Annotated in this window: 21 protein-coding genes; 8 read left to right on the forward strand and 13 right to left on the reverse strand. The window is 68.8% G+C overall.

Features of this window, described 5'->3' with window-relative positions; all coding sequences use genetic code 11:
* The first annotated feature begins 78 nt into the window (after positions 1–78).
* Positions 79–2,133 (forward strand): transglycosylase domain-containing protein, encoded by a 2,055-nt coding sequence (locus tag ACWIDZ_RS06055; RefSeq protein ID WP_453988262.1) that lies wholly within the window; start codon positions 79–81, stop codon positions 2,131–2,133.
* A gap of 151 nt (positions 2,134–2,284) precedes the next feature.
* Here ACWIDZ_RS06055 and ACWIDZ_RS06060 read toward each other — a convergent pair whose 3' ends face one another.
* From ACWIDZ_RS06060 to ACWIDZ_RS06070, 3 genes are all read right to left on the reverse strand, one after another.
* Complete coding sequence (locus ACWIDZ_RS06060; protein WP_453988261.1) at positions 2,285–2,995, reverse strand: M48 family metallopeptidase; 711 nt, start codon at positions 2,993–2,995, stop codon at positions 2,285–2,287.
* Entirely contained in the window at positions 2,961–4,241 is a 1,281-nt protein-coding gene (locus tag ACWIDZ_RS06065; protein ID WP_453988260.1) for a polyhydroxyalkanoate depolymerase, read from the reverse strand. The genes ACWIDZ_RS06060 and ACWIDZ_RS06065 overlap by 35 nt, the downstream gene beginning before the upstream one ends.
* A gap of 97 nt (positions 4,242–4,338) precedes the next feature.
* Positions 4,339–4,959, reverse strand: a complete 621-nt coding sequence (locus tag ACWIDZ_RS06070; RefSeq protein WP_453988259.1) for an SCO family protein — start codon at positions 4,957–4,959, stop codon at positions 4,339–4,341.
* Between the two features lie 84 nt (positions 4,960–5,043).
* Between ACWIDZ_RS06070 and ACWIDZ_RS06075 the strand changes: the two genes are divergently transcribed.
* Both ACWIDZ_RS06075 and ACWIDZ_RS06080 read left to right on the forward strand, forming a co-directional pair.
* Entirely contained in the window at positions 5,044–6,555 is a 1,512-nt protein-coding gene (locus ACWIDZ_RS06075) for an ActS/PrrB/RegB family redox-sensitive histidine kinase (RefSeq protein WP_453988258.1), read from the forward strand.
* Between the two features lie 69 nt (positions 6,556–6,624).
* Complete coding sequence (locus tag ACWIDZ_RS06080) at positions 6,625–7,191, forward strand: ActR/PrrA/RegA family redox response regulator transcription factor (RefSeq protein ID WP_291780060.1); 567 nt, start codon at positions 6,625–6,627, stop codon at positions 7,189–7,191.
* 100 nt (positions 7,192–7,291) lie between these two features.
* Here the strand turns inward: ACWIDZ_RS06080 and mmcB are convergent, their stop codons facing one another.
* The 3 genes from mmcB to thpR are packed head-to-tail and all read right to left on the reverse strand — an operon-like array spanning position 7,292 to position 8,866.
* Positions 7,292–7,738 (reverse strand): DNA repair putative endonuclease MmcB, encoded by a 447-nt coding sequence (mmcB, locus tag ACWIDZ_RS06085; RefSeq protein ID WP_453988256.1) that lies wholly within the window; start codon positions 7,736–7,738, stop codon positions 7,292–7,294.
* A 25-nt stretch (positions 7,739–7,763) separates the two neighbouring features.
* On the reverse strand, positions 7,764–8,330 hold the full coding sequence (locus ACWIDZ_RS06090) for a GNAT family N-acetyltransferase (RefSeq protein WP_291780065.1): 567 nt from the start codon (positions 8,328–8,330) through the stop codon (positions 7,764–7,766).
* Positions 8,327–8,866: an RNA 2',3'-cyclic phosphodiesterase gene (thpR, locus tag ACWIDZ_RS06095; protein ID WP_338578655.1), complete on the reverse strand. Its 540-nt coding sequence runs from the start codon at positions 8,864–8,866 to the stop codon at positions 8,327–8,329. The genes ACWIDZ_RS06090 and thpR overlap by 4 nt, the downstream gene beginning before the upstream one ends.
* 126 nt (positions 8,867–8,992) lie before the next feature.
* Between thpR and ACWIDZ_RS06100 the strand changes: the two genes are divergently transcribed.
* Positions 8,993–9,739, forward strand: coding sequence for a Bax inhibitor-1/YccA family protein (locus tag ACWIDZ_RS06100; protein WP_346485503.1), 747 nt, complete (start codon positions 8,993–8,995; stop codon positions 9,737–9,739).
* Between the two features lie 162 nt (positions 9,740–9,901).
* Here the strand turns inward: ACWIDZ_RS06100 and ACWIDZ_RS06105 are convergent, their stop codons facing one another.
* Positions 9,902–10,255 (reverse strand): DUF2794 domain-containing protein, encoded by a 354-nt coding sequence (locus ACWIDZ_RS06105; RefSeq protein WP_291780072.1) that lies wholly within the window; start codon positions 10,253–10,255, stop codon positions 9,902–9,904.
* 155 nt (positions 10,256–10,410) lie between these two features.
* On the opposite strand from ACWIDZ_RS06105, the gene ACWIDZ_RS06110 reads away from it, so the two are divergent.
* On the forward strand, positions 10,411–11,208 hold the full coding sequence (locus ACWIDZ_RS06110) for an enoyl-ACP reductase FabI (protein ID WP_291781187.1): 798 nt from the start codon (positions 10,411–10,413) through the stop codon (positions 11,206–11,208).
* A 4-nt stretch (positions 11,209–11,212) separates the two neighbouring features.
* Here ACWIDZ_RS06110 and ACWIDZ_RS06115 read toward each other — a convergent pair whose 3' ends face one another.
* Positions 11,213–11,617 (reverse strand): VOC family protein, encoded by a 405-nt coding sequence (locus ACWIDZ_RS06115; protein ID WP_338577657.1) that lies wholly within the window; start codon positions 11,615–11,617, stop codon positions 11,213–11,215.
* 73 nt (positions 11,618–11,690) lie between these two features.
* Between ACWIDZ_RS06115 and ACWIDZ_RS06120 the strand changes: the two genes are divergently transcribed.
* Together ACWIDZ_RS06120 and ACWIDZ_RS06125 are read left to right on the forward strand one after the other, a co-directional pair.
* A complete protein-coding gene (locus tag ACWIDZ_RS06120) occupies positions 11,691–12,878 on the forward strand; it encodes a benzoate/H(+) symporter BenE family transporter (protein ID WP_453988255.1) in 1,188 nt (395 codons plus the stop codon).
* Positions 12,879–12,978: 100 nt separating this feature from the next.
* Complete coding sequence (locus tag ACWIDZ_RS06125; RefSeq protein ID WP_286952237.1) at positions 12,979–13,152, forward strand: YegP family protein; 174 nt, start codon at positions 12,979–12,981, stop codon at positions 13,150–13,152.
* A gap of 46 nt (positions 13,153–13,198) precedes the next feature.
* Here the strand turns inward: ACWIDZ_RS06125 and ACWIDZ_RS06130 are convergent, their stop codons facing one another.
* From ACWIDZ_RS06130 to ffh, 4 genes are all read right to left on the reverse strand, one after another.
* Positions 13,199–13,903, reverse strand: coding sequence for a glutathione S-transferase N-terminal domain-containing protein (locus ACWIDZ_RS06130; RefSeq protein WP_453988254.1), 705 nt, complete (start codon positions 13,901–13,903; stop codon positions 13,199–13,201).
* 83 nt (positions 13,904–13,986) lie between these two features.
* Positions 13,987–14,514 carry a ribosome maturation factor RimM gene (gene rimM / locus ACWIDZ_RS06135; protein WP_453988253.1) on the reverse strand — a complete coding sequence of 176 codons (528 nt, stop codon included), beginning with the start codon at positions 14,512–14,514 and terminating at the stop codon, positions 13,987–13,989.
* Between the two features lie 109 nt (positions 14,515–14,623).
* The gene (rpsP, locus tag ACWIDZ_RS06140) at positions 14,624–15,118 is read right to left on the reverse strand and encodes a 30S ribosomal protein S16 (RefSeq protein WP_291780095.1); all 495 of its coding nucleotides are present in this window, start codon (positions 15,116–15,118) and stop codon (positions 14,624–14,626) included.
* A gap of 24 nt (positions 15,119–15,142) precedes the next feature.
* Positions 15,143–16,678 carry a signal recognition particle protein gene (ffh, locus tag ACWIDZ_RS06145; RefSeq protein WP_453988252.1) on the reverse strand — a complete coding sequence of 512 codons (1,536 nt, stop codon included), beginning with the start codon at positions 16,676–16,678 and terminating at the stop codon, positions 15,143–15,145.
* A 310-nt stretch (positions 16,679–16,988) separates the two neighbouring features.
* Here ffh and ppc point away from each other — a divergent pair, with 310 nt between their 5' ends.
* Positions 16,989–19,694, forward strand: coding sequence for a phosphoenolpyruvate carboxylase (ppc, locus tag ACWIDZ_RS06150; protein WP_453988251.1), 2,706 nt, complete (start codon positions 16,989–16,991; stop codon positions 19,692–19,694).
* Here the strand turns inward: ppc and ACWIDZ_RS06155 are convergent, their stop codons facing one another.
* On the reverse strand, positions 19,695–20,660 hold the full coding sequence (locus ACWIDZ_RS06155) for a magnesium and cobalt transport protein CorA (protein ID WP_346485490.1): 966 nt from the start codon (positions 20,658–20,660) through the stop codon (positions 19,695–19,697). It lies immediately after the preceding gene.
* Between the last annotated feature and the right edge of the window lie 16 nt (positions 20,661–20,676).

Raw genomic sequence — 20,676 nt, forward strand, 5'->3', positions numbered from 1 at the left:
TCTGGACCATTGTTCTAGGTTCAGTCGATTCCGACTGAACCGAAAATGGTCTAGGGTTCGCGCCGCTGGCATAGAGGGATGTTCATGGCGCGCAAGGACCGCGGACCCGACGGGAACGATCAGGGCGGAGGAAAACCGCGTCGCACCTTCATGGGCCGTCTCTTCTACTGGGGCGCGGTTCTGGCCGTCTGGGGTCTGATCTTCGGCGTCGTCTTCTTCGCCGTCTTCGCGCGCGACCTGCCCGACACCTCCAGTCTGTATGAGGTCGATCGCCAGCCCTCGATCACCTATCTGGACCGCTCCGGCGCCCTGATCGCAGTGCGCGGCACCCAGATGGCGCCGCCCGTCGATCTGGACGCCCTGCCCGACTACGTCCCGGCCGCCTTCGTGGCCATCGAGGACCGCCGCTTCTACCACCACCCCGGTTTCGACCCGATCGGCATGAGCCGCGCCATGGCCTCGAACCTGAAGGCCGGGCGCGTGGTCCAGGGCGGTTCGACCATCACCCAGCAGCTGGCCAAGAACCTGTTCCTGACGCCCGATCAGAACATGAAGCGCAAGGTCCAGGAGCTGATGCTGGCCGTGTGGCTGGAAATGAAGTTCTCCAAGAAGGAGATCCTCGCCCTCTATCTGAACCGCGTCTATTTCGGCGCCGGCGCCTATGGCATCGAATCCGCCTCGCAGCGCTATTTCGACAAGAGCGCCGACAAGCTGACGGTCGGCGAGGCGGCCCTGCTGGCGGGTCTGCTGAAGGCGCCCTCGCGCTATTCGCCGGTGTCGGAGAGCGAGCGCGCCGCCGCCCGCGCCAACGTCGTTCTGAACGAAATGGTCGAGGTCGGCGCCATCACCCGCGCTCAGCGCGACGCCGCCGTGGCCGAGCCGGTGCGGGTGTCCAAGACGCTGGCCAGTCAGCACGCCCAGTACTTCATCGACTGGCTCGACAAGCAGATCCGCGGCCTGGTCGGCGAGCCGACCGAGGACCTGGTGGTCGAAACCACCCTGGACCTGACGCTGCAGACCGACGCCGAGCGCGCCGTGCGCCGCATTCTGGACCGCGACAAGGGCAAGGGCGTCGAGCAGGCGGCCCTGGTCGCCCTGGACGGCGACGGTCGGGTGCGCGCCATGATCGGCGGTTCGTCGTATGGCGACAGCCAGTTCAACCGCGCCGTCGACGCCCGCCGCCAGGCGGGCTCGGCCTGGAAGCCCTTCGTCTATCTGGCGGCGGTCGAGGCCGGCTATACGCCCGAGACCCCGGTGGTGGACCAGCCGGTGACCATCGGCGGCTGGTCGCCGCGCAACTACTCGGGCCGCTTCTCGGGCCAGATGACCCTGGCCCAGGCCGTGGCCCAGTCGACCAACACCGTCGCCGCCTATGTCGCCGACCAGGTCGGGCGCGACAGCGTGGCTCGCGCCGCCCGTCGCCTCGGGATCAGCAGCGAGATCGGCCTGCAGCCCTCCATGGCCCTGGGCGCCGTCGAAGTCAGCCCGCTGGAGATGGCCCAGGCCTATGACGCCTTCGCCAACGGCGGCCGCCGCGTCGACGCCTACGGCATCAGCCGCATCCGCACCCCGTCCGGGCGGGTGATCTACACCCACGGCCCGTCCGAAGGCGGCCAGGCCATCAACAATCCGCCGCTCTACTACATGAACCAGATGCTGCGCGGGGTGATCACCTCGGGCAGCGGTCGTTCGGCCGCCATCGGCGGGCGCGACATCGCGGGCAAGACCGGCACCACCTCGGACTACAAGGACGCCTGGTTCGTCGGCTACACGGGCGGCTTCGTCGCCGCCGTCTGGGTCGGCAAGGACGACAACAAGCCGATGGCCCGCGTCACCGGCGGCTCTTCGCCCGCCGCCATCTGGCGCGGCTTCATGGAGGCGGCCCTGCCGCGTCTGGCGGTCCAGGCCATCCCCAACGGCCCGCCCCTGCCCGAGGGTTGGATCCCGCCCGACCCCGTCGGCGACCTGATGGGCCAGGTCGAGGACCCCTACGCCACGGCCGTTCCCTACGACGACGCCCAACCGCCCGTGGTCATCGATGGCCAGGTCCCGCAGGCGGCCCAGCCGCAACAGCCCCCGGCGACGCGACCCGCTCCCCAACAGCAACGCCAGCCCGACGCCTTGTTCTTCTGACCTTATCCTTCTCCCCTTGTGGGAGAAGGTGGCCCGTCAGGGCCGGATGAGGGGTTTCTCCAACAGAAGAAACCGCCAGATGGGATGAGGTAGCCAGACCCCTCATCCGTCTCGCTACGCGAGCCACCTTCTCCCACAGGGGGAGAAGGATTTAGCCCACCGCGTGAAGCGCCGCGCCATGCTCGCGCAGCCAGCGTCGGTGCGGGCGATGATCCCCGACCAGACGGGCCACCACCGCCCAATAGGCCGGGCTGTGGTCGGCGTGGACCAGGTGGGCGACCTCGTGCGCGGCCAGGTAGTCGGCCACGGCGGGCGGGGCCATGATGACGCGCCAGGAATAGCGGATCGAGCGGTTGTGCGGACTGCACGAGCCCCAGCGCGAGCGAGTGTCGACGATGGACACCTTCACCGGCTTCTGGCCCAGAGCCTTGAGGTGAACCTCGGTCCGCTCGACCAGGAAGTCGCGTGCGGCGCGACGGAACCAGTTCTCGATGCGTCGTGAGAAGGCCTCGCCCTCTCCGCCCGAGCGCAGCACCGGCCCCTCGGCCGTTTCGACCAGGCGCGCCGCGCCTGCGCCCCCCGTCGCCTCCAGCCGCAAGGGACGCCCCTGCCAGCTCACCTCGGCGCCCGGCGCAAACGCCAGGGTCTCGGCCCGCGCGGACAGCCGTTCGGCGATCCATTCGGCCTTGGTGCGGGCGAAGGCCACGACTTCGCCCAGGCGCCGCTCGCTGGGGGCCACGGCCACGGCCTCGCCCGCGCGGGCGTCGATGCGGATCGACAGCCGACGCGCGCGCGGATTGACCGACAGCCTCAGGGCGCCGCCGCCCTCAAGCGGCAGACGCTGACCGTTCCGGTACGACACTGATAGCTTCATTGCTGGCGATGAAATCGCGCACGCGCGGATAGATCTCCTCGCGGAACCGGCGGCCGTTGAATACGCCGTAGTGACCGACCTTGGGCTGGACGTAGAGCAGGCGACGATCGTCGGGAATGTTGGGCGTCAGGCCGTGCGCCGCCTGGGTCTGGCCGACGCCGGAGATGTCGTCCATCTCGCCCTCGATGGTGGCCAGACCGATGTCCGTGATGGCGCTGAGGTCCACCGGCTTGCCGCGATGCTCCAGCAGGCCGCGCGGCAGCAGGTGCTGCTGGAAGACGATGTCGATGGTCTGGAGATAGAATTCCTCGGTCAGATCCAGAACCGACAGATACTCGTCATAGAACTGCTCGTGCTTCTCGACCCCGTCGCCGTCGCCCGCCACCAGATCCTCGAAATAGCGGCGATGGGCGTCAACGTGCTTGTCCTCGTTCATCGACATGAAGCTGTAGAGCTGGACGAAGCCCGGATAGACCCGCCGCCCGACGCCCGGATAGGGCCAGGGCACGGTGTGGATCATGTTCGACTTGAACCAGGTGAAGGGCTTTTCCTCGGCCAGCTGGTTCGTCACCGTCGGCGACAGGCGGGCGTCGATGGGCGAGCCCATGAAGGTCATGGAGGCGGGCCGGTTCGGGTAGTTCTCGGCCGCCATCACCGCGCAGGCCGCCAGCACCGGCGGCCCCGGCTGGCAGACGCCGACGACGTGGGCGCGCGGCCCGACCGCCGCCAGCATGGCGCGCACATGGTCGATGTAGTCGTTGAAGTCGAACCGCCCTTCCAGCATCGGCACCTGGCGCGCGTTGGCCCAGTCGGTGACATAGACGTCGTGGTCCTGAAGGAAGGTCTCGACCGTGCCGCGCAGCAGGGTGGCGTAGTGGCCCGACAGCGGGGCCACGATCACCACGGCGGGCGCGGCGGCGGGTCGGCCCGCGCGTTTCAGGTCGCCGATGTTGCGGGCGAACCGCACCAGACGGCACCAGGGCGAGGACCAGACGACCTGTTCGGTGGTGCGGACGGCCTTGCCGTCGATCTCGATCGTCTCCAGACCCCAGTCGGGCTTGCCGTAGCGACGCGTCAGACTTTCGAACACCTCAGCCGAGGCGTAGGCGGTGCGGCCGATCGCCGTATCCGACGCCGGATTGAATGGAGAGGTCCAGAACTGGCGGGCCATCTGAGCCCCGATCCGGAACGGCGTCGCCGAATGATAGGCGAGCTCGTGAAAAGCGTAGAGCATGAAACCCCGACTGCGGCCCCCGCCGATGCGGAACGCCGATCATACAGGGTGCTGCGCCGCAAAAAAGACCGGCCGCGCTTCGTTCAGGGAAAGGTGATCAGCCCTTCTCCATCGCATTTTCGATCAGGGTCGCCGTGCGGCTGGGGCCCAGGTCGTGGGCGACGGCGCTGCGGAACTGGCCGTCCGGCCCCATCAGATAGACGGTCAGGCCGTGATTCATGGTGTAGCCCTCGCCCTCGCCGACCTTCTGATAGAAGGCGCGGTACTCCCTGGCGACCTGGGCCACCTGTTCCGGCGTGCCGGTCAGGCCGATGACGCCATCCGGGAAGCCGTCCGAGGACAGATAGTCCTTCAGCATCTGCGGCGTGTCGCGCTCGGGGTCGATGCTGATGAAGACGATCTGCAGATCCCTGGCCTTGTCGCCCATCCGCTCCTGCACGGCGTTCAGCACGCCAAGCGTCGTGGGGCAGTAATCGGGGCAGTAGGTGAAGCCGAAGAAGACCAGGCTCCACTTGCCTTCCAGAATTGACTGATCGACGACCTGGCCGTCCTGATCGGTCAGGGTGAAGGGACCGCCGACCAGAGGCTGGCCCGTCGCGGCGTCCGTCGTCTGGGCCGCCTGCTGGCGACCGCCGACCACCACCATGGTGATCAGGCCCAGCGCCAGGGCGATGACCGCGCAGGCGGCGGCGAACAGGATCACGGGACGGCGGGGCATGGCGTCTCCTCGGCGGAAGGGTCATTCGGCAGGCGCGACACGGCGAACCGTGCAGCCGCCCTGCGCCCGGTCTATAGAAGAGGGGTGAGCCCTACAGAAGCCCCCATTCCGCCGCACGTCCAGCCGCCCGCCTCGCCGCACCTCCTGGCCCTAGCGGGAGGCGAGCTGGCCGGCCTGCCGGAGCTGCCTCGACGCGGACGCGGCCTGTCGCTGCGCACCCTGATCGTGCTGCGCTGGCTGGCGGTGATCGGCCAGACCTCGGCGATCCTGACGGCCTATTTCGCCCTGCATTTCCCTCTGCCCCTGTGGGAATGCCTGACCGTGATCGGCGCCGGCGTGGCGATGAACCTGGCCACCATGGCGCGGGCGCGGCGCATCGACGGCAGTCTGCCGGACGGGCCGAGAACCGCCGCCCAGCTCGGCTTCGACATCCTGCAGCTGGCCACCCTGCTGGCCCTGACCGGGGGGCTGGCCAACCCCTTCTGCCTGCTGCTGGTGGCGCCGGTGACCATCGCGGCGGCCGCCCTGCCTGCGCGCCAGGCGGTGATCCTGGGCGTCATGGCCCTGATCGCCGTGGGCTTCCTGTTCTCCTGGTCCCTGCCCTTGCCGTGGCGGCTGCACGAACATCTGGAGCTGCCGGGCCTCTATCGTCTGGGGCTGGGACTGGCGCTGGTGACGGGGGTGCTGTTCACCGCCGGCTACGCCTGGAAGGTGGCCGCCGACGCCGACAAGCTGGAGCTGGCCCTCGCCACCACCCAGGACGTTCTGCAGCGCGAGCAGAGACTGGCGGCCCTGGGCGGCCTGGCCGCCGCCGCCGCCCATGAACTGGGCACGCCGCTGGCCACCATCCAGGTCGTCGCCAAGGAGATGCTGCGCGACGCTCCCGCCGACAGTCCGGCCGCCGAGGACGCCGCCCTGATCCTGCAACAAGCGGAACGCTGCCGGGCCATTCTCAAGCAGCTGTCGGCCCAGCCCGAAGAGGGCGACCCCCTGTTCGCCGACATCGACCTGAAGGCCCTGCTGGAAGAGGTGGCCGAGCCGCACCGGGGCTTCGACCTGGACTTCGAGATCGCCGTCAAGGCGCCGCCCGGACACCCCGTGCCGCGGGTCCGCCGCCTGCCCGAGATCGTCCACGGCCTGTCCACCCTGGTCGAGAACGCCGCCGACTTCGCCGCCCGCAAGGTGCGGCTGACCGCCGTGGTCGACGCCGGCTGGATCGAGATCGACATCCTGGACGACGGCCCCGGCTTCGCCTCCGAGATTCTGCCGCGCCTGGGCGAGCCCTATGTGACCAGCCGCCCCCAGGCCAAGGCCCGCCGCGCCCTGGCCGCCCAGATCGCCGCCGCCTCGCGCCCCGCCCGGCGCGGCCGCCGCGCGGCGCCGCCCCCGATCACCGCCCCCATCGCCCCCAGCCAGGGCGGCATGGGCCTGGGCTTCTTCATCGCCCGCACGCTGCTGGAACGCACCGGCGCCAAGGTCTCGGTCGGGTCCGGAGACGGCGAGAAGGGCCAGCCCAAGGGCGCCCGCGTCTCCATCCGCTGGCCGCGACAGGCGCTGGAGGCGCCGGTTTCCGCCATGGAGTCCGGTGGAACCTGATGTCGCAGCCTTCGGCTTCGCCCTTGACCCTGCGCCCATGACGCACGACCTGAACCGCAGGAGAACCGCATGTCCGACCTCGAACCCCAAGTCGCCGCTCAAGTCGCCGCCCTCGACGACAAATCCCTGTTGCTGCTGGATGACGACCAGGCGCTGCGCACCCGTCTGGGGCGGGCGCTGGAATCCCGCGGGTTCGCCGTCACCGTCGCCGGCTCGGTGGCCGAGGCGAACGACGCCCTGCGCCAGGCGGTCCCGGCCTTCGCCGTGCTGGACATGCGGCTGGAGGACGGCAACGGCCTGAAGGTGGTCGAGATGATCCGCGAGCGGCGCGAGGACGCCCGCATCGTCATGCTGACCGGCTACGGCGCCATCGCCACGGCCGTCGCGGCGGTCAAGGCCGGGGCCGTCGACTATCTCCAGAAGCCCGCCGACGCCGACGACGTGGTCAAGGCCCTGCTGTCCACCGGCGAGGCGCCCGAGCCGCCGGAAAACCCCATGTCGGCCGACCGGGTGCGCTGGGAGCATATCCAGCGCGTCTATGAGCTGTGCGACCACAACGTCTCCGAGACGGCCCGTCGCCTGGGCATGCACCGCCGCACCCTGCAACGCATCCTGGCCAAACGCGCGCCGCGATAGGCTGCGCCTATCGCTTCATTGTGGGGCGCTATGCTCGCGACGCGGTCGCTCGCGACTTGAGCGCATTGTTCTTCTCCTTCTCCCCTTGTGAAAGAAGGCGCTACTCCCGCATCGTCCGGAGCGCGCCCAGGCGGGCGAAGGCTAGGGTCAGGGCCTTGCGGCGCGCCGGGGCGAGGGGCGTCGTCGGCGCCTCGCGCACCACCGCCCCGCCGAAGCCGTCAGCGACGATCAGACCCGGTTCGTCGGGCAGGACGCCCTCAGGAAACTCCGGCGCCACGGCGAAATAGAAGGCGTCGCAGAAGGGGCCGTACTCATGCCACTTCCGGTCGACGCGATAGTCGTCGATCCCCGACTTCACCTCGCAGATGACGATGTCCCCCTTCGGCCCCAGGGCCATGACGTCGGCGCGCCGTCCATTGGGCAGGCAGACCTCCAGCAGGGGCGCATACCCCATGTCCGCCATCAGCCGGGCGGCCCCGCGCGTGACGGACAGGGTCGTTTCGGGGCGGCTGAAGACCAGTTCGAGGTGAAGCGCGGCGGCGGGCATTCGCCTTTATGTTCCGCCTATGTTCCTATCGCAAGCGCTGCCGGTTCAGACGCCACTGATCCCGCGTCTGGCCCCACAGATTGACGGCGTGCTCATGGAAGGGCGGCGGCATGACGGCCGGTCCGCGATTGGTCGAGCCCAGCCGTTCCGCCACCTTCTCCGACGCCCGGTTGTCCGGGTCGATGCAATGGATGACGTCCGCCCAGTCCAGCACGTCGCAGGCGTAGTCCATGGTCGCGACGGCGGCCTCGATCGCATAGCCCTTGCCCGTGGCGTCGGGGTGCAGGCTCCAGCCCACCTCGCGGCCCGGCCAATCATAGGGATGCAGCGGCCCGATGCGGCCCATCCACAGGCCGGTCGCCTTTTCGATCACCGAAAACATGCCCTCGCCATGCAAGGCCCACATGCCCGCGACCGAGGCGATGGTCCGCCAGACCTGATGCTTCGACTGCGGCCCGCCGATGAAACGCGTCGTGTCCGGGTCGGCCTGAAACTCGGCCCAGCGTGGAAAATCATCCAGCGTCGGCGGACGCAGGAACAGACGCTCGGTCTCCAGCGTCGGACCGAGAGGCGAAGCAGGGCGTTCGATCACAACAGATACTCGCGTTCCAGGGTGTAGACGCTGCCGTCGCCGGTCAGGACGCTGGAATAGAGGCCGAAGCGATCCACGCGGATCGGCGGCGACTTCAACAGGTTGTGCCCCGCGATCCAGGCGCCGATACGGTCCGGGTTCGCCTGGGGCTTCAGATAGGCCAGGGTGACGTGCGGGCGGTATTCGCGCTTTTCAGGCGGGACGCCCGCCCGTTCGCCCGCCGCGCGGCAACGCCCGGCCAGGACGTTCAGCGGCTCCGACCGGTCCAGCCCGGCCCACAGGGTGTGGCTGCGATGGGCGTCGCCGAAGGCGCCGACGCCGTTCAGGGTGACTTCGAACGCCCCTCCGCCCTCGGCGCGGGTCAGTTCCGACGCCAGATCGTCGGCCGTGCGCTCGGACGCCTCGCCATAGAAGGCCAGGGTGACGTGCAGGGCGTCCAGTGGCCGCCAGCGGGCGCCCGGCAGGCCGGACTGGCGCCGCGCCAGGGTCTCGGCGACGTCCTCGGGAATGGCGATGGCGGTGAACAGGCGCAACATGCGACCCTTGGTAGCGGGCGGAACCGGCGGCCGGAAGTCCGGTTTTTCTTGCATGGACGTCTCCGCGTCCCGATATTTGAGCCACGGGTCGGGATATTTCCGGCCACATGGGAGACTTCTTTCGCGATGAGCGATTTCAACAACGGCTATGCGCGCCCGCTTCCGCAGTCGGCGGACATGTCCGTCGACGCCGGCCTGCGCGCCTTCATGCTGGGCGTCTACAACAAGCTGGCGATCGGCCTGGTCGTCGCCGGCGCCCTGGCCTACGTCACCGGCAACGTTCCTGCGGTGCAGCAACTGCTGTTCGCCCGCATGCCGGACGGTCGCGTCGGCCTGACCATGCTGGGCATGATCATCCAGTTCTCGCCGCTGGTCATGCTGTTCGGCTCCATGTTCTTCATGAAGAACCCGACGGCACGGGGCGTGAATATGCTCTACTGGGCCGTGGTCGCCACCATCGGCGCCGGTCTGGGCGTGCTGTTCCTGCGCTATACGGGCGGTTCGCTGGCCTCGACCTTCTTCGTCACGGCCGCCGCCTTCGCGGGTCTGAGCCTGGTCGGCTACACGACCAAGAAGGACCTGAGCGGCATGGGCACCTTCCTGATCATGGGCGTGATCGGCCTGATCATCGCCTCGATCGTCAACATGTTCATGCAATCGGGCGTGATGTATCTGGTGATCTCGGGCGCGGGCGTGCTGATCTTCTCGGGTCTGATCGCCTATGACACCCAGCGCCTGAAGATGACCTACTACGCGCTCGGCGGCGACAAGAACGCCATGGGCGTGGCCACGGGCTTCGGCGCCCTGAGCCTGTTCATCAACTTCATCAACCTGTTCCAGTTCCTGCTGGCCTTCATGGGCAGCCGCGAATAGGGGCTTTCCAGGTGCGCGACGGCCGTGACGCGGTCACGGCCGGCTTGAGCGCTGGGCCTCAAGCAGCTCGAAGGGCGGCAGGCCAAGAAAAAACGAGGCTCCGACGGCGACGTCGGGGCCTTTTTCTTTGCCTCAATGACGACCGGCAAACCCGGCGCCGCCCTACTCCACCACCGTGAAGCGCCGGCTGTCGAAGACGCGCAGCACCTGGGCGAGGTCGCGGCCGCGCTTCAGCACATGGCCGCCCTCGCCGATCACCGCCCACTGCCCCTGTTTCAGGCGCAGCGCCGGGCGCTTCTCGATGCGGTAGAGCGGCGCGTCGCCGTGGCGACGAAAGACGGCGAACTCGGCGTGGTCCCTGCCTCCGGCCATGGCGTAGTCCCGCCATTCGCCCGCCGCCACCATCCGTCCATAGATCCGCAGCATCTGGTCCAGCTCGCGGCGGTCGAAGAAGACCGGCCCCGACGGGGAAGCGCCTTGCGGCTGCGCGTTCGAACTGTCGACGTCGAAGCTCATGGCTTCAACTTAGGCCGCCTGCGGAGAAACGCCAGCTTCGCAGATTGAGCCCGAGCCGAGGTCTGGGCGCTTGTCACCCGCCGCGCGCCCGTCCAAAAGGCGGATCAAGTTCTAGATACGGAGACGAACCCATGGCGACGAGCGAAGGCTGGGACATGCCCACCGGAGACCTCATGAAGGGCAAGAAGGGCCTGATCATGGGGGTGGCCAACTCCAACTCCATCGCCTGGGGCATCGCCTCGCAGCTGGCCGCCCAGGGCGCCGAGCTGGCCTTCACCTATCTGGGCGAGGGTCTTGAGCGCCGCGTGCGCCCGCTGGCCGAAAGCGTCGGCGCCAAGCTGCTGATCCAGGCCGACGTCACCGACGACGCCTCCATGGACGCCGCCTTCGCCGAGCTGGAGAAGGAATTCGGCACGATCGACTTCGTCGTCCACTCGGTGGCCTTCGCCAACAAGGACGAGCTGAAGGGCTCCTTCGTCGACAACACCACCCGCGACAGCTTCCTGCTGGCCATGAACATCTCGGCCTTCAGCTTCGTCGACGTGGCCAAGCGCTCGGCCAAGCTGATGCCCAACGGCGGCTCGATGATCACCCTGACCTACCTCGGGTCCGAGCGGGTCATTCCGAACTACAACACCATGGGCGTGGCCAAGGCCGCCCTGGAAGCGGCGACCCGCTACATCGCGCGCGACCTGGGGCCGAAGGGCATCCGCGTCAACGCCATCTCGGCAGGCGCCATGCGCACCCTGTCGCTGGCGGGCATTTCGGGCGGGCGCGGCCTGCACTCCAAGTCGGCGCAGTTCTCGCTGATCAAGGAAGAGACCTCGATGGAAGGCGTCGCCGGCGCCGCCCTGTGGCTGTGCTCGGACCTGGGCCGCTCGACGACGGGCGAGGTCGTCCACGTCGACGCCGGTTTCCACGCCGTCGGCCTGCCGGACGACATGGAAGGCTGAGTCCTCAGCGGACCGCAGCGCCCCGGCAGCAGGCCTCGATGTTATTGCCGTCGGGGTCCAGCACGAAGGCCCCGTAATAGTCCCCGGCCCCTTCGCGGGGGCCGGGCGCGCCGTTGTCGCGGCCGCCCGCCGCCAGGGCGGCCCGATGGAAGGCCTCGACCATGGCCTTGTCCCGCGCGACGAAGGCGACGTGCATCTGGTTCAACCCAGCGCGCGAACCCTCGACCCAATAGGACGGCCGCGTGGTCCCGATCCACAGATAGGGAATGGGCTGTTCGGCGCTGTGGCCGAACAGGAAGGACTCCGGCGAATTGCTGGCGGTCTGCAGACCCAGAGCCTCCGCCACGGCGTCATAGAAGCGGCGGGCCGCCGTCAGGTCCGAAACGATGATCCCGGTGTGGTCCAACATGACGACTCAAACGACGCCAGCACGGCGCCGTTCCCCTTTGCGAAGCGTTGCGGCGCAGCCTAAGCCATAGGGCATGAGCTCGTCCCGCCTGCCGCCTTCTCCCAGCATTGTGGCCGCCAGCTTCTCGGCCGCCGCCGTGGCGACCGTCGTCGGCTTCGGCGGCACGGTCGCCCTGGTGGTGCAGGCCGGCCAGGCCATGGGGGCGACGCCCGCCCAGATCATCTCCATGGTCACCGCCCTGTGCCTGGGCATCGGCCTGCCCGGCGCGGTGCTGAGCTGGCGGCTGAAGATGCCGGTCGTGCTGGCCTGGTCGACGCCGGGCGCGGCCCTGCTGGCCGCCTCGACGCTCGGCCTCGGCTGGTCGACGGCCGTCGGCGCCTTCGTGATCGCCGGGCTGATGATGGTGCTGACCGGCTTGGTCCCCGCTCTGGGGCGGCTGGCCGAGCGCATTCCGGCGGCCGTCGCCTCGGCCATGCTGGCGGGGGTGCTGCTGCCCTTCTGCCTCAAGCTGTTCCTGGTGTTTCCGACCGATCTGACGCTGGCGGCGGGCCTGCTGCTGGTCTTTCTGGTCATGCGCAGGCTGGCGCCCGCCTGGTCCCTGCCCGCCGTTCTGGTCGCCGCCTTCGCCGTCCTGGCGCTGCGCGGCCAGGTCGCCCTGCCCGAAGGCGCCGGCCTGTTCGGCGCCCTGTCGCCGGTCATGCCCGCCTTCGACTGGAAGGCGGCGGTCAGTCTGGCCCTGCCGCTGTATCTGGTGACGCTGGCGTCGCAGAACCTGCCCGGTCTGGTGGTGCTGAGGGCCGCCGGCTACGCCCCGCCCGCCGGAAAGCTGATCTTCTGGGGCGGGCTGACCAGCACGCTTCTGGCCCCCTTCGGAGCGCACGGCGTCAATCTGGCCGCCATCACCGCCGCCATCTGCACCGGGCCTGACGCCCACCCCGACGCCGCCAGACGCTGGACCGTGGGGGTGATCTATGGCCTGTTCTATCTGGTCGTCGCCCTGTTCGCGGCGCCGCTGGCGGGTCTGTTCATCGCCATGCCGACCGGCGCGCTTGCCGCCATTACCGGCCTGGCCCTGATCGCGCCCCTGACCGGATCGCTGGGCGCCATGATGGTCGAGGTCAAGGATCGCGAGGCCGCCGTCCTGACCTTCGCCGCCACGGCGTCGGGCGTGGCCCTGTTCGGGGTCGGTTCGGCCTTCTGGGGCCTGGCGGTCGGCTTCCTGGCCCTGGCGGCGCGGCGCTGGATTCCCTCGCGCGGCTGAGCCGCTTCGCCGCCTTTTACATTTCGCGCCCTTTACGGCCCGAGCGGGGCCGTGGCAGCCTCCGTTCTGGCCGACTGGCGGCCGTCAGAGCGAGGCGATCATGGCGCACAAGTTCGAAGTCTATCAGGACAAGGCGGGCGAGTTCCGCGTCCGATTCAAGTACAACTCCGAGATCATCTTCTCGACCGAAGGCTATTCCGACAAGTCCGGCGCCAAGCGCGCCATCGAGTCGATCAAGAAATACGTGCCGGACGCTCCGACCGAAGAGATCTGAGCCTGCGCGGGGGTGCGGCGCATCGCCCGCCCCCGCAACTCTCGCCTTACGGCCGCGCCGGGATGTTCAGACCCCGCTGCACGGCCGGGCGCGCTAGGCCGCGCGCCAGCCAGGCCGCGACGTGCGTGAAGTCGGCGTAGCCGACCAGTTCGCCCGCGCCATAGTGTTCGACCAGATTGCGCACCCAACCCAGAATGGCGATGTCGGCGATGGTGTAGTCGTCGCCCATGATCCAGGCGCGATCTTTCAGCCGCCCTTCCAGCACGCCCAGCAGACGTCGTGATTCCGCGACGTAGCGATCGCGCGGGCGTTTGTCCTCGAACTCGCGGCCCGCATATTTGTGGAAGAAGCCGACCTGGCCGAACATCGGGCCGATGGCCGCCATCTGGAAGAAGACCCACTGCAGGGTCTCATAGCGCGCCGCCGGATCGGTCGGCAGGAACCGCCCCGCCTTTTCGGCCAGATAGACCAGGATGGAGCCGGATTCGAACAGGGGCAGCGGCTTCCCGCCGGGCCCGTCCGGATCGATAATGGCCGGGATCTTGCCGTTGGGATTCAGCGACAGGAACTCCGGCGTCCAGGTCTCGTCCTTGCTGATGTCGACCAGATGGACCTCATAGGGCAGGCCCAGCTCCTCCAGCAGGATGGAGACTTTCACCCCATTGGGAGTCGGCAGGGAATAGAGCTGAAGCCGATCTGGATGCTGCGGCGGAAACTGGCGGGTGACGGGAAAGGCGGACAGATCGGCCATGGAGCGCTCCAACAAGAGGTGTCCCGCTCATGTTGGAGGCGTCGCCGCCATCCGCAACCGCCCATGCGGCGAATGTCCGTGCGTCAGTCTTCGTCGCGTTCGCTGACTTCGGTCGGGCGGACGATGCGCAGCCAGCCCTCGCTGATGTGCAGCTCGGGCGCCGCCTCGCGGGTGAAGGGCAGGTACCAGGTCGGACCGCCCTCGGCCGGGGCGATCTCCAGCATGTCGTCGGCGCCGAAGTTCTGGACCGACTTCACCTTGCCCAGCACCACGTCGGCCGGATCGCGCCCCTCCAGACCGATCAGGTCGGTCAGGTAGAACTCGTCTTCGTCAGGCTCAGGCAAGGCGTCGCGGGTGACGAACAGCTTCTGGCCGCGTCGGGCGTCGGCCTCTTCCTTCGTCGCGATCTCCTTGACCCGCGCCACCACCCCGGCCTTGTCCGGTCGCGCCGAAAGCAGGGTCAGCACCGGCTTGCCGTCGGCGCCGAGCAGCGGCGAATAGCCGACCAGGGCCATGGCGTCGGCGGTATAGGCGCTGATCCGCACCTCGCCCTTCACGCCGAAGGCGCCGCCGATCTGGCCGACCAGAATCAGTCTGTCTTCGCTGCTCATGGCCGGGCTCCGTTTGCCGATGCGATGGGTCCAGATAGCAGAAAAGCAGCGCCCCGGAAGGACGCTGCTTTCCCGTCTCAACCGGCCGGGGCCGGATGAACAATAAGGCTTAGGCCTGCTCTTCGGTCGCCTCGGCGGCGACTTCAGCAGCGGGGGCTTCTTCAGCCGGAGCTTCTTCCACGGCCGGAGCGGCGGCGGCGGCGGCGGCGGCTTCAGCGGCCTCGGCCTTGGCGGCGGCTTCGGCTTCCAGGCGGTCGGCTTCGCGCTGGGCGCGCTCGGCGGCGCGTTCCTGGGCCTTCTTGCCCGGCTCGGCCTTCTTGGGGTTGTTGCCCTGGACCCACTTGACCTTCTGGCCCAGGGTCTCGTCCTGCGACAGGAAGCGAGCGACGCGGTCGGTCGGCTGGGCGCCCTTGGCCAGCCATTCGCCGATGCGCTCGACCTTCAGGACGACGCGCGGCTGGGCGCTGTCCTTCGGCAGCATCGGGTTGTAGCTGCCGACGCGCTCGATGAACTTGCCGTCGCGCGGGCTGTGCGAGTCAGCGATGACGATGTGGTAGTAGGGGCGCTTCTTGGCACCGCCGCGGGCCAGACGAATCTTCAGCATTTTCAGTCTCTTTCTAGAAGGTCGTTATTTCTTTTTGGGGAAGCCCGGCAGACCCGGAAGGCCCCCCGGAAGTTGTCCGCCGCCCAGGCCCGCAAGGCGGTCCTGAATGGCTTTCATTTCATCGGCCGAAGGTTCCGGCATCTTGCCGCCGCCCAGGGCCTTCAGGCGGTTCATGTCGGGACCGCCCCCGAGTCCACCAGCCCCCATGCCGGGCAGGCCGCCCATCATGGAGGCCATCTTCTGCAGGTTCTTGCCGCCGCCCTTGGACAGCGACTTGACCATGTCGGCCATCTGCCGGTGCTGTTTCAGCAGGCGGTTGATGTCCTGAACCTCGACGCCTGCGCCCTTGGCCACGCGCTTCTTGCGGCTGGCGTTCAGCAGGTCCGGCTTCTTGCGCTCGGCCTTGGTCATGGAGTTGATGACGGCCAGCTGACGGTCGATCATCTTGTCCGAGACGTTGTTCTCGGCCATCTGGTTCTTCAGCTTGGCCACGCCGGGCAACAGGCCCATGATGCCCTGAAGACCGCCCATCTTCTTCATCTGGTTCAGTTGGCCCGCCAGATCGTCCAGATCGAACTGACCCTTGGCCAGCTTGCGGGCCATCTTCTCGGCCTTGGCCTGGTCCAGCTCGCCCGCGGCCTTCTCGACCAGGGCGACGATGTCCCCCTGCCCCAGGATGCGGCCGGCGACGCGGCGGGCGTCGAAGACGTCCAGCGCATCGACCTTTTCGCCCGCGCCCAGATATTTGATCGGCAGGCCGGTGACGGCCCGCATCGACAGCATGGCGCCGCCGCGCCCGTCGCCGTCGGCGCGGGTCAGGATCAGGCCGGTCAGCGGCAGGCGCTCGTGGAAGGCGCTAGCGGTGCGCACCGCGTCCTGACCCGTCAGGCTGTCGGCGACCAGCAGGGTCTCAACCGGTTTGGCGATCTGGGCGACCTCGGCCACCTCATTCATCAGCCCTTCGTCCAGGGTGATGCGGCCGGCGGTGTCGAGGATCAGGACGTCGAAGCCCTGCAGCTTGGCCGACTGAAGCGCGCGGCGGGTGATCTGGACCGCGCTCTCGCCCGCCACGATGGGCAGGGTCGCGACCTCGATCTGCTGGCCCAGGGTCGCCAGCTGCTCCATGGCCGCCGGACGACGCGTGTCCAGCGAGGCCATCATGACCTTCTTCTTGTCGAACTTCGACAGACGCAGGGCCAGCTTGGCCGAGGTCGTCGTCTTGCCCGAGCCCTGCAGACCGGCCATCAGCACGACGGCGGGCGGGGTCGCATTGGTGTTCAGCGGAACAGGCTCTTCGCCGCCCAGCATGTCGACCAGGCCGTCATAGACGATCTTGACCACCTGATCGGCGGGCTTGACCGCGCGGATGACTTCTTCGCCGGTCGCAGCCGTCTTGGCGCGAGCGATGAAGTCCTTGACCACCGGCAAGGCGACGTCGGCCTCGAGCAGGGCGACGCGGACCTCGCGCAGGGCCTCCTCGACATCCTTTTCGGACAGGGCGCCGCGGCCGGTGATCCGGTCGAAGACGCCTGTCAGCCGCTCGTTCAGAGCCTCGAACATTCAAACCCTTTCATGCGCCTGGGCCTTCGCCTCCGTGAGAAACGCCCATAGACGGCGACCTCTGCGAACGATCACGTCGACAGAGGCCCTCTCCCGCCTCGTCCTGAAGAAAATCAGGGGTCGTGCGGGTGGAGGCGCAGGTTCAATTGCGCCGGAAGTCGCGGCTTATGGCGGAAAAGCAAGGCGATGTCGACTCCGTTTCTCCGTCGAAACGCCACCACACAAAGGGTTTCTGCGTTGCCCCATGGACTGGCGCGCTCGGATTCCGCTGATACGGTTCCGCTTCCGGCCTCCCCGCTGAGAGACATCCATGACCCAGACTTCCGAATTTCCTCACGACCGCCTCCGCGCGGAGGTCCGGCTTCTGGGCGCCTTGCTGGGCGAGGTGATCCGCGACGAGGGCGGACAGGCTCTCTACGACCGCATCGAAGCGGTGCGCCAGGCGTCGGTCGCCTATCACCGCGACCCGGCCTCGGACGACGCCTCTGAGCTGGAGCGTCTGCTGGGCGAGCTGTCGCTGGATCAGGCCATCGGCCTGACGCACGGTTTCGCCGCCTTCTCCCTGCTGGCCAATGTCGCCGAGGACCGAGCAGGCAAGCGCCGCGCCCAGGCGCAGGCCGAGGCCGGCCAACGGGCCGACACGCCCGAGGGCGTGCTCAAGCGTCTGGCCGACGCGGGCGTCGGTCTGGACGCCGTGCGCGACCTGCTGGCCCAGGCCCTGATTTCGCCGGTGCTGACCGCCCATCCGTCCGAGGTGCGCCGCAAGAGCGTGCTGGACCGCACGGCGACGGTCGGCGAACTGCTGGACGGCTGCGACCGCGACGGCGTGGCCTGCGACCCGGAGGCGCTAAAGGCGGCCCTGCGCCGCCAGATCGTCATCCTGTGGGCCACGCGGCTGACCCGCGCCTCGGCCCTGGTGGTGCAGGACGAAATCGACACCGTGGTCGACTGGCTGCAGCGCATCTTCCTGCACGTCGCCCCGGCCCAGTTGGCCGAGTGGCGCAAGCTGCTGGACGCGCCGGACCTGGCGCCCTTCCTGCGCATCGGCTCCTGGGTCGGCGGCGACCGCGACGGCAACCCCAACGTCGACGCCGACACCTTGCGCGCCGCCTTCCGCAGCCAGGCCCGCGCCGCGCTCGGCTTCTATCTGGACGAGGTGCACGCCCTGGGCGCCGAGCTTAGCCTGTCCATCGACCTGACCCGCGTCACCCCGGAACTAGCCGCATTAGCGCAAGGGTCCGGCGACGCCTCCATCCAGCGCGCGGACGAGCCCTATCGCCTGGCGCTCAGCCAGATCTACGCCCGCCTGTCGGCGGCATATCCCGCCCTGACCGACGAGCCGGCGCCTCGCCCCGCCCGCTTCGACGCCCCGGCCTATGACGGCCCCGACGCCTTCCGCGCCGATCTGAACATCCTGCACGACAGTCTGGTGCGGACCCACGGCGCCGTCTTCGCCGACGACCGGCTGGCGCGGCTGATCACGGCGGCGGACGTATTCGGCTTCCACATGGCGACGTTGGACCTGCGCCAGAACTCGGACGTGCATCAGCGCGTGGTCGCCGACCTGCTGAAGGTCGCGGGCGTCTGCCCCGACTACGCCGCCCTGGACGAGGCCGAACGGCTGGCCGTGCTGGCGCGCGAACTGTCCAGCCCCCGCCCCCTGTTCTCGCCCTACGCCGACTATGCGGCCGAGACGCTGAAGGAGCGCGCCATCCTTGAGGCCGCCGCCGAGGCCCTTTCGACCTTCGGCCCGCAGGCGATCCGCACCCACATCGTGTCCAAGACCGACGCCGCCTCGGACATGCTCGAGGTCTATCTGCTGCTCAAGGAAGTCGGCCTCTACGACCCCGCCAAGCCTTCCGCCTGCCCCATCCAGGCCGCGCCCCTGTTCGAGACCATCGACGACCTGCGCGCCGCCCGCGCCACGCTGGAGCGCGTCCTCGCCGAGCCTTCCGCCCGCGCCGTGGCCGAGGCGCGCGGGGTGCAGGAGGTGATGATCGGCTATTCCGACTCAAACAAGGACGGCTCCTACCTGACCTCGGGCTGGGAGCTGCACGAGGCCTCGCGCGCCCTGCTGGACGTCACGCGCGCCGCAGGGGTGCGGCTGCAGCTGTTCCACGGGCGGGGCGGCGCTGTGGGGCGTGGCGGCGGATCCAGCTTCTCGGCCGTGCTGGGCCAGCCCGCCGGCACCGTCGCGGGCCGCATCCGCGTCACCGAACAGGGCGAGGTCATCGCCAACAAGTACGGCGAACCGGAGGTGGCCCAGCGCAACCTCGACGCCCTGACCTGCGGGACGCTTCTGGCCTCTCTCGGGCCGCAGTCCGACGCGGGTTACAGCGCCCAGCACGGCGAGACGGCCGCGCGCCTGTCGGCCGCCTCGATGCAGGCCTATCGCGCCCTAGTCTATGACACGCCCGGCTTCGTCGACTATTTCCGCGCCGCCACTCCGATCGCCGAGATCGCCGACCTGAAGATCGGCTCGCGCCCGGCCAGCCGCACCGCCTCGCCCGCCATCGAGGACCTGCGCGCCATTCCCTGGGTGTTCAGCTGGTCGCAGTCGCGGGTCATGCTGCCCGGCTGGTACGGCTTCGGCGCGGCGGTCCAGGGCGAGGACCCCGCCGAGCTGCGCGCCATGGCTGAGACCTGGCCCTTCTTCCGCACCGTGGTGCAGAACATGGAGATGGTGATGGCCAAGGCCGACATGGCCATCGCCCGCCGCTACGCCGGCCTGGTCCCCGACCCCGCCCTGGCCGAACGCATCTACGCCGCCATCCGCGCCGAGTGGGACCGCACCGTGGCCGCCGTCCTGTCGATCACCGGCCAGGACGCCCTGCTGGGCGGGCAGCCCGAGCTCAGCCGCCTGATCCGCCAGCGGATGCCCTATGTCGAGCCGTTGAACCATGTGCAGATCGAGCTAATCCGCCGCCGCCGGGCGGGCGACGACGACCCGCGCGTCAGCAACGGCATCCTCCTGGCCATCAACGGCGTGGCGGCGGGCCTTCGAAACAGCGGCTGATCACAGCCACCGCGTCCGCTTGAAGGTGATGTAGAGACCGATGCAGATGGCGACGATCAAGGCCAGCACGGCCGGATAGCCATAGGTCCAGCGCAGCTCGGGCATGTGCTCGAAATTCATGCCGTAGATGCCCGCCACCGCCGTCGGCGTGGCCAGGATGGCGGCCCAGGCGGCCAGCTTGCGGGTGATGACGCCTTGGCGCTGCTGCTCCAGCAGGTTCGACACCTCGAACACCGAGGCCAGGATGTCGCGCAGGGCCGCCGCCCGGCTGGCGACGCGACGCACATGGTCGGCCACATCGCGGAAATAGGGCCGCACCTCGCGGTCGATGCAGGGCAGGTCCAGCGACTGCAGCTTGACGCAGACCTCCTCCATCGGCCCCAGAACCCGGCTGAATTTCACCAGTTCGCGGCGCAGCTGGAACAGGCGGGTGATGTCGTCACGCGCCAGGAAGCTGTCCAGCGCGACCTGCTCCATCTCCAGCACCTTGTCCTCAACGGCGTCGATGATCGGGATGTAGCCGTCGACGATGAAGTCCAGCACCCCGTGCAAGATGAAGTCCGGCCCGTGCTTCAGCTGATGCGGCGAGGCCTCCAGCTGGGCGCGCAACTGGGTGTGGGCGCGCGCCGATCCGTGGCGGATGGTGATGACGTAGTTGGGTCCGACGAAGACGTGGGTCTCGCCGTACAGGATGCGGTCGCCCTTGGCCTGGGCCGTGCGGGCGACGATGAACAGCTCGGAGCCATAGACTTCCAGCTTGGGGATCTGATGCGCCGTCAGGGCGTCCTCGACCGCCAGGGGGTGCAGATGGAAGCGTCGGACCAGGACGTCGAACTCCTCGTCCGACGGCTCATGCAGGCCGATCCAGAGATACTCCCCCTCGCCCAGGGCCAGGCCCTGATCCGTCAGCGGCGCCGCGCGCACCCGCTTGCCGTCCTTGTAGACATAGGAGGCGACGACGCTCATGGGCTCTCCTTCCTGG

This window comes from Brevundimonas sp. NPDC055311 (assembly GCF_053645695.1).